At 65.0% G+C, this 6873-nt stretch carries 3 protein-coding genes and 1 pseudogene; 1 reads left to right on the top strand and 3 read right to left on the bottom strand.

Going from position 1 to position 6873, the window contains the following annotated elements:
- Positions 1 to 422: pseudogene (locus ACNAW0_RS29600) on the top strand (hypothetical protein); the annotation flags it as partial.
- On the opposite strand, the gene ACNAW0_RS29595 reads toward ACNAW0_RS29600, so the two are convergent.
- From ACNAW0_RS29595 to ACNAW0_RS29585, 3 genes are all read right to left on the bottom strand, one after another.
- Positions 393 to 3644, bottom strand: a complete 3252-nt coding sequence (locus ACNAW0_RS29595; protein ID WP_416291335.1) for a glycosyl hydrolase family 95 catalytic domain-containing protein — start codon at positions 3642 to 3644, stop codon at positions 393 to 395. The pseudogene ACNAW0_RS29600 and the gene ACNAW0_RS29595 overlap by 30 nt on opposite strands.
- A 176-nt stretch (positions 3645 to 3820) precedes the next feature.
- A complete protein-coding gene (locus ACNAW0_RS29590; protein WP_416291334.1) occupies positions 3821 to 4183 on the bottom strand; it encodes a hypothetical protein in 363 nt (120 codons plus the stop codon).
- A 402-nt stretch (positions 4184 to 4585) separates the two neighbouring features.
- Positions 4586 to 5251, bottom strand: coding sequence for a DUF3592 domain-containing protein (locus tag ACNAW0_RS29585; protein WP_416291333.1), 666 nt, complete (start codon positions 5249 to 5251; stop codon positions 4586 to 4588).
- Positions 5252 to 6873 lie beyond the last annotated feature (1622 nt).

Below are 6873 nucleotides of genomic sequence, written 5' to 3'. Positions count from 1 at the left end.
GAAGTCCCAGATTCAAGCCCTGGACCGCACCGCCCCGCTGCTACCGATGCGGTTCGACCAGGCCGAACGGCGCACCCATGACTACAAACGCCACGGCACCTCAATCACCTTGTTCGCGGCCTTGGAGGTGGCCGAACGTCAAGGCATGGCTGGCCAGGCATCCCCGGATCACCCTGCACTTCACCCCAAGCAGCGCCTCCTGGATGAACCTCGTGGAGATCTTCTTCGGGATCATCACCCGCCAGGCCATCCGCCGTGGCACCTTCACCAGCGTCCCAGACCTCAGGGCCCACGCGACACTAGTCGTCAACTGCGGGACGCAGCCGGACCCCGCCGGACAAACAACAACGGCCCCCGACCAGCATTCCTGCTGGTCAGGGGCCGTTGTCGCACTACCTGGGAAACACCTGGACCTCGGCTAGAGAGAGTGGATCGCTAGACGATGTCAGCCATACGCGCACGTATCGGCCATCGACATTCGCAGGGACGAGGGTGGGCGAGCCCGCTGCCTCTTCCTGGTAGAACGCATGTACACCAGACTCTTTCAGCGCCTCGTCCAGGCTGGCTGAGGCGATGGGTTCCTTCGATACCAGGACGTAGTACTTACTGAGGCGCTCCGAGCAGCAATCCGTCCGGTTCCAGACCGCGACACCAGACAGCGGATAGGACCTTTCGAGGTCAACTTCCCACCAAGGCTGCTTCGTGGGGTAGATCGTGTGGGTCACCGACCCGTTCTTCCAGGCGCCGTCGGTGTTGCCATCGACTGCCCGTGTCGCTACTCCACCCGAGTAGGTGCTCGACTGTCTCGCGGGCCTGTTCGTGGCGAGGTTCTGAATCGCCACGGAGCGACGAACCACGATCTGCCACTCATCGGTCGCGAGGCGCAGGGTGACCAGCCCCTGGCTCTCATTAGTCTGCTTCGGGATCCGTGCCGTGAAGTCCACACTCTGCGAACCTCCGGCCGTTATTGGACCGAGCTTGGCAGTGGCCGGGTCCACGGTCCAGCCCTCGGGAACCTCGACCGTCGTGGTCATGCGCGGCAGGCTCTGGCGACCCGGGGCGGTGACCTGCACCGAGATCGGCAGCGCATCGCCGGGAGCGGCCGGCCCTGTTGGCATGTTCACCGACATCGCAACCTGAGAGACGATGCGGTACTCCTGGCCGGCCGTCGTGGGCAGGTTCAGTACGCCGTCCTCGATCGTGTAGTCAGCAGGCTTCCCATCGGCCCGATAGACCCGCACCGGCCCCGAGGTCATGTCGGTGCGGATCCTTGCGGTGCCGCCGTTCTCCGATGCCAGCCGGACCTCCGATGCCCGACCGTCCCGCCACGTGGTGCCCACGGTGAAGCCGCCTCGGGCTCGCAAGCCGTCCACGCTGCCCTTGCTCCACGAGTCGGGAAGGGCGGGGAGGATGTCGATCGTGTCGGAATGGCTCTGCAGAAGCATCTCTGCGATGCCCGCGGTGCCTCCGAAGTTGCCGTCGATCTGGAACGGTGGGTGCAGGTCGAACAGGTTGTTGTAGGTGCCCTTGCTGAGCAGGTTGGTGAGCAGTTGATACGAGCGGTTGCCGTCGCCGGTGCGGGCCCAGAGGTTGAGCTTGTGCCCCATTGACCAGCCTGTGGCATCGTCGCCGCGGCGATTCAGGCTCACCTTCGCGGCCTCCATCAACTGCGGTGTGTTGCGCGTGATCAGGTCACCGGGGTAGAGCCCGACCAGCTGAGAATTGTGCCGGTGGTGGTCGTCACCGATCGTGCTGCCGCTGGCGGTCCGGTTGTACGCGACCTCTTGTTGCCATTCCTTGATCTGCCCGTCAGCGCCGATCTCGACCGGGTTGAGGCGCGGCATCGCATCCTTGAGCTTCGCAACCAGCGCGGCATCGTCAGTCGTGCTCAGGCCAAGCGCACCCGCCGAGGCGACCGTGTTCTTGAACAGTTGGTAGACCAACTGCTGGTCGAACGCGGTGCCGACCGTCCACGGTCCGTGCTCGGACGACCAGGACGGCACGACGAACAGTTTGTCGTGGTCGCTGCCGTCGGGCGCACGTCCAGGTTGAAGCGTCCGCAGGTAGGTCTGCGACGCCTCGCGCAGGATGGGGTAGATGTGCTGTCGCAGATAGTCCTTGTCGCCCGTGAACGCGTAGTAGTCATAGAGGTTCTGGGCGATGAACGCAGTCGCAGTCGGAGTGAACGACGCGTTGGAGTTGATGTTGCCGGTGAACCCGAACGGGTTGCTGTTGCAGAAGAAGATGAAGCCGTCGTTCGTACCGTCGTCGGGCAGCCCATAGGTCTTGGCGAGGCTCATCCGACCGGGCTTGCGGAGGCTGTCGACGTAGTCGACCAAGGGGTTTGCCGTCTCCGCAATGTTGGCGAGGAACGCAGGCCAGTAGTTCATCTGCAGGTTGATGTTGGTGTGGTAGTCCGACGCCCAGTCAGGGTAGTACCGGTCATTCCAGATGCCTTGGAGGTTTGCCGGGAGGCCACCATCACGCGAGGACGAGATCAGCAGATACCGGCCGAATTGGAAGTAGAGCTGCTCAAGGTACGGGTCGCGGTCGCCGGACTTGTAGTTGGACAGCAGCTGATCGGTGGGGGTGTCCGCTGGGAAATGGCCACCGAGGTCGAGGTCGACACGGGAGAAGAGCCGCTGGTAATCCTGCAGTTGCCGCGCTCGCATGGCGTCGAGGTCGCTACCGGCGGCGTTGACGCGCTGGTCGACCTGGTTCACGAGCTGGTCGGCGGACTGGCCAGTGCGGTAGTCGCGATCGAAGTCGTTGACGTAGTCCGTTCCCAGTGAGACGACGATGGTCGCGGAGGTCGCGCCCCGCAGCCGGAGTTGACCGGTGGTCGCCGTCGGGTTCGCGGCGTTCAGCTCGCCGCCATCGTGGAGCACCCTGAAGACGCCGGCGAACTTCAGCCTGTTGTGCTTGAGGTCGCCTGACAGGGTGATCCGGTCGCCGTCGGCGACGACAGTGCCGTTCTTGCCGTAGTTCCGCTCGCCTTTAGTGCCGGAGGTCGGCGTAGGCATGTCGGGGATCTCCGGACGCAGGGTGAGATCGAGAGCGCCAGGCTGGCTCGCCTGCAGGTGGTAGACGATCGTGTTATCAGGGTTGCTGGCGAACGTCTCGCTCTGGTAGTGGCTCCCATTGGAGTCGTAGGACACGGCGGCTGTCGCCGTGCGCAGGTCGAGCGAGCGCGAATAGTTCGTGACTTTGTCGTGGCCCAGGTCGACGTACATCTCGGCGAAGTTCTGGTAGGCGCCTTGGACCTCACGGTTGGCGGGGAGGTACGGGGTGGGTGCCGTGCCGGTGATCGGCCCGCCTGTACGCAGGCTCTCGTAGTAGCGGTCGAACGCGGTCTGGACCAGGGACTTCATCGTGCCTGCCGGGTCCTGGACGTTCTTGATGCCGTAGGCATCGGTGTCGTTTGTGTCGACCTTTGCACCGGGGCCGCCGGTCCACAAGGAGTCCTCGTTCAGCTGGATTCGTTCGGTAGTGGTGCGACCGAAGACCATGCCGCCCATCAAGCCATTGCCGATCGGCAACGCCTGCCGCTCCCAAGCCAGTCGTTCCGTGGAGGCGAGCGCCGGCTTGTCGTACCACAGCTTCAGCGGCGTCTTCGACGATGTGTCACCCTGCTGGGTCGTCACCGCCGAAACCCCTGGGGTGCCAGTTGCGGCCACGGCTTCGCCAACCCCGGGAGTGAGCGCAAATAACCCTAATGTCGTTGTGACGACGACGGCGAGACTCGATGTTCGGATCGACCCACGTGCCATGAACAAACTCCTTTGCGTTGTTGTGCCGTATTTTCTGCATCACTCATCGCTCATCGCTCGGCGTCCGCAGCCGCGGTCAGCGCAGGGGCACCTCGCTGAGCGCGCTCGCACGGCCCTCGGCGTGAGGGTCGGGTTGGACGTTCGAGTCCTGTGCCCTGTGCCACCAGCCGGTAAGTGCCAGGGCGGATGTCCGCCAGGTCGATGACCTGGAACTTCAGGGTCGCGGACTGGCCCGGTGTCAGCGTCACCTCGTCCAGCCGGAAGGTCCCGTCGGCCAGTTCGACCACCACCGAGCGGGTGTCGTCGTCGGTGAGGAACCGATGGACCACCTGCTGCGCGGTGGCAAGGTCACCGGGCTTGGACGTCAGGCAGCCGCTTCCCGGCCCCGTCACCAGCAGCGGGCTCCGCAACATGGGGCTACCTCCCGTCCATGAAAGATCGGATGTGTTATACCGCAGAGTTATCCAAATATGGAACCCTTCTGCCAGAGGTTGGGCACCGGCGTGCAAAACTCATCCGATCTATCTGCGCAGCGACCCGAGGCGGGCATGGCCAAGCCACGCGCCGCGGAGAACTTCGCCTGGTACGCCGACCGACGCGCCATGAACCGTCGCGCCACCGACCGGCGGCTGCACCACTACCGCTACCGATGGACGGAAGATGGCCCCCGGTGTCGACCCGCCGTGACTGGCACTCGGTGTTCGCCCCACCGCGCCACTCCCACGTCAACACAGTCGACCAACAAGCAAGGCTTCGTGGCCCGGTAGACGGTCGCGCAGGTCCTGGATCAAACTCGGCGAGTGGCGGCGCTGAGGCTATCTCGCTTTGGAATCGCCGTACACCAGCCAAATGAAGGCGCCGGCAGAAAGCACGGACAGCCCCAGAAGGACACTCCCCGGGATAGTGACACCCCGGGTGTTCAACATGACTATCCCGCCGAGACCAGATGCGAAGGCGATTAGCCCAACCCTCTTCCGGTAAGTGGAGAGTTGGCCTTGAGGAGACTTTGGACGAGCGGCATGGGAATTCTGCCCACCGTATGCCGAATTCGCCATACTCATCACATTCCTCAATTCGCGGCGAAGCAAGGGCACCATGATCAGTATGGCGACCGGCGCGCCGAAGAGCCAGGCCACGGCAATCGTGGAGAATTCTTTGTCGTCCAGGAGGGTCACCCGTCCGGGATTGCTGGCAGCGTATTCGACCTCGACCAGATCTCCCACTTTCGGGCACCACGCGCCGCAGTAAGCCCGCCCCTCATATCGATCTCCGTTGGCCACGTACTCAAGCTGCGCCTCGCCGTCTCGCCCGGGCGAGACTCTCAGCACCCGCGCCTCAGCCACCCGCCCGTCGTCATACACTCCGTTTCTCTGGCTGATTGTTTTGAACACCGACGACGCCGCGAGCAGGAACAGGATCCCCGACAGCACAGACGCTACGAGTAGAACCTTCGCCAGACGATCGCTGCGTCCGGGTGCCACCCCTGGGTGCTCCTTTCGACCAACCGTCGGGGTGCCGGGAACTGACCGCCGCCCCGACGGACCGAGCGCCAGTTTCTACTTGCCTCCAAGAACCAGCCGAACAGTAGGCCACCCGGAGTCAGCTGGCCAGCGCCCCGGCCGAAAACTGAACCGCGCTGCCGTAGATTTACTGGTTGAAAGACCTTCCAGAACTTTACGTTGGGCGAGCGCGGCCCGGGAGCGTGCGCCAGCACGACATCCATGACCGAGTATCCGATCGCCTCGGCATAATCCGTCGTGGTGGCAGTTCCGGCCTCTCCTTCTCACGCAGGTTGTGGCCGCGCGACATGATGCCGAGCCGCAGGGAGCGCGGCGATTAGCGGTAGCACCGCCAGGCGTACGGGTCGCCAGGATTCGATGTCCCTGCGTAGGCGCCCGAGTCGTACGTGTCGCGGCAGGCGACGGTGATGTCGACGATGGATGTGGAGAGAAGCCTCGTGCATTGCCAGCGGCCGTCGCTGCGGGGGTCCGCTGAACCCCCTTGTACCGATCGCAGTACCGCTGGGCCATGTTCGCCACACCGCGCCTGCTCGATGGGCCGAGCAGGACCGGGCTCGAACTCTGGGTCTGCGTCGGAGTGGCCACGGTGGGTGTCGGGGCCGATGTGGCGGACGGCGTGACCGACGGTGTGGTGCTGGGCGTGGCGGAAGGCGTGATTGATGGTGTGGCGCTGGGCGTGGCGGAGGGGCTGCGCGGTGTCGCGGAAATTGGCGGCGTCGACGGTAGCTCCGGGAGGGTGATCAGTTCCTCAGACGGATCCGGCGGGGTGGTGGCCGCCGAAACGGGCAGTTCGCCTTCCGGTGCCCGGCCCGACCCCCACGTGAACGGCAGAGCGCAGAGCAGCACCCCCAACGCGAGCCCTCCGACCGCGATCAGCCTGCGCCGCCGCCGGCTGGCCGGCTGCGGATGGGCAGCATGCTTCCTTCGGGGGCGCCCGCACTCGTCCGCCTCAGGGTGCCGCGGGTCGGACCCTTCGTGGCGGTACTCGTTGCGGCTGGCGGAATGGTCGTGCGGGTAGTACTCCTCATGGGCATAACCCGCCTCCGGGTGGACGTACCGTTCCTGCCGCGCGCCGTACGCGCCCTCGTGGACCGAACTGGCATCGATCGATCGGTGCGGCTCTTGGTCCCGCCGATCCTCCCGATAGACCTGGTCGTGCCCCTCGTACAGATAGGCACGGTCGGGCTCGTCGTACGCAGGTTCGGGGTAGGCCAGCGGGTCGGACCGCCGATACCCGTGCCCGTGCCGGGCATCAGTCCCGTGGTACTGCTCGTACTCATCCTCGTCTCGCCGGTGCCGGTGCCTCCCGTGTCGCCCTTCGTACTCCTGGTCGGTGTTCCCAGGCTGGTACGACTCCTCGTACGGGCCCGACACGTCGCGCCACTGCGGCGCGGCGGCCCCCTGCCGTACGTAGTGCGAGTCGGAATCACCGGCTGCGAGCCGCGACCGCCGAGAGATCCAACTGTCTGAGCCACTCGCCGCAGCGTCGTGATATCGGGTAGCCCCATCGGCGGAATGAGCGGTCGATCTCTCGGCCACGGTCGCCGGCCTCCTCGGAGGTCACAGATGTGGACAGCTAGCTG

The sequence above is a fragment of the Micromonospora sp. SL1-18 genome, from assembly GCF_047921505.1.
In the GTDB taxonomy this organism is placed as follows: domain Bacteria; phylum Actinomycetota; class Actinomycetes; order Mycobacteriales; family Micromonosporaceae; genus Micromonospora.
This window is presented reverse-complemented; position numbering and strand designations above follow the sequence as displayed.

Coding starts and splice junctions, on each gene's coding strand:
- ACNAW0_RS29590 (WP_416291334.1), bottom strand. CDS start 4,183: ATGTTGCGGAGCCCGCTGCTGGTGACGGGGCCGGGAAGCGGCTGCCTG.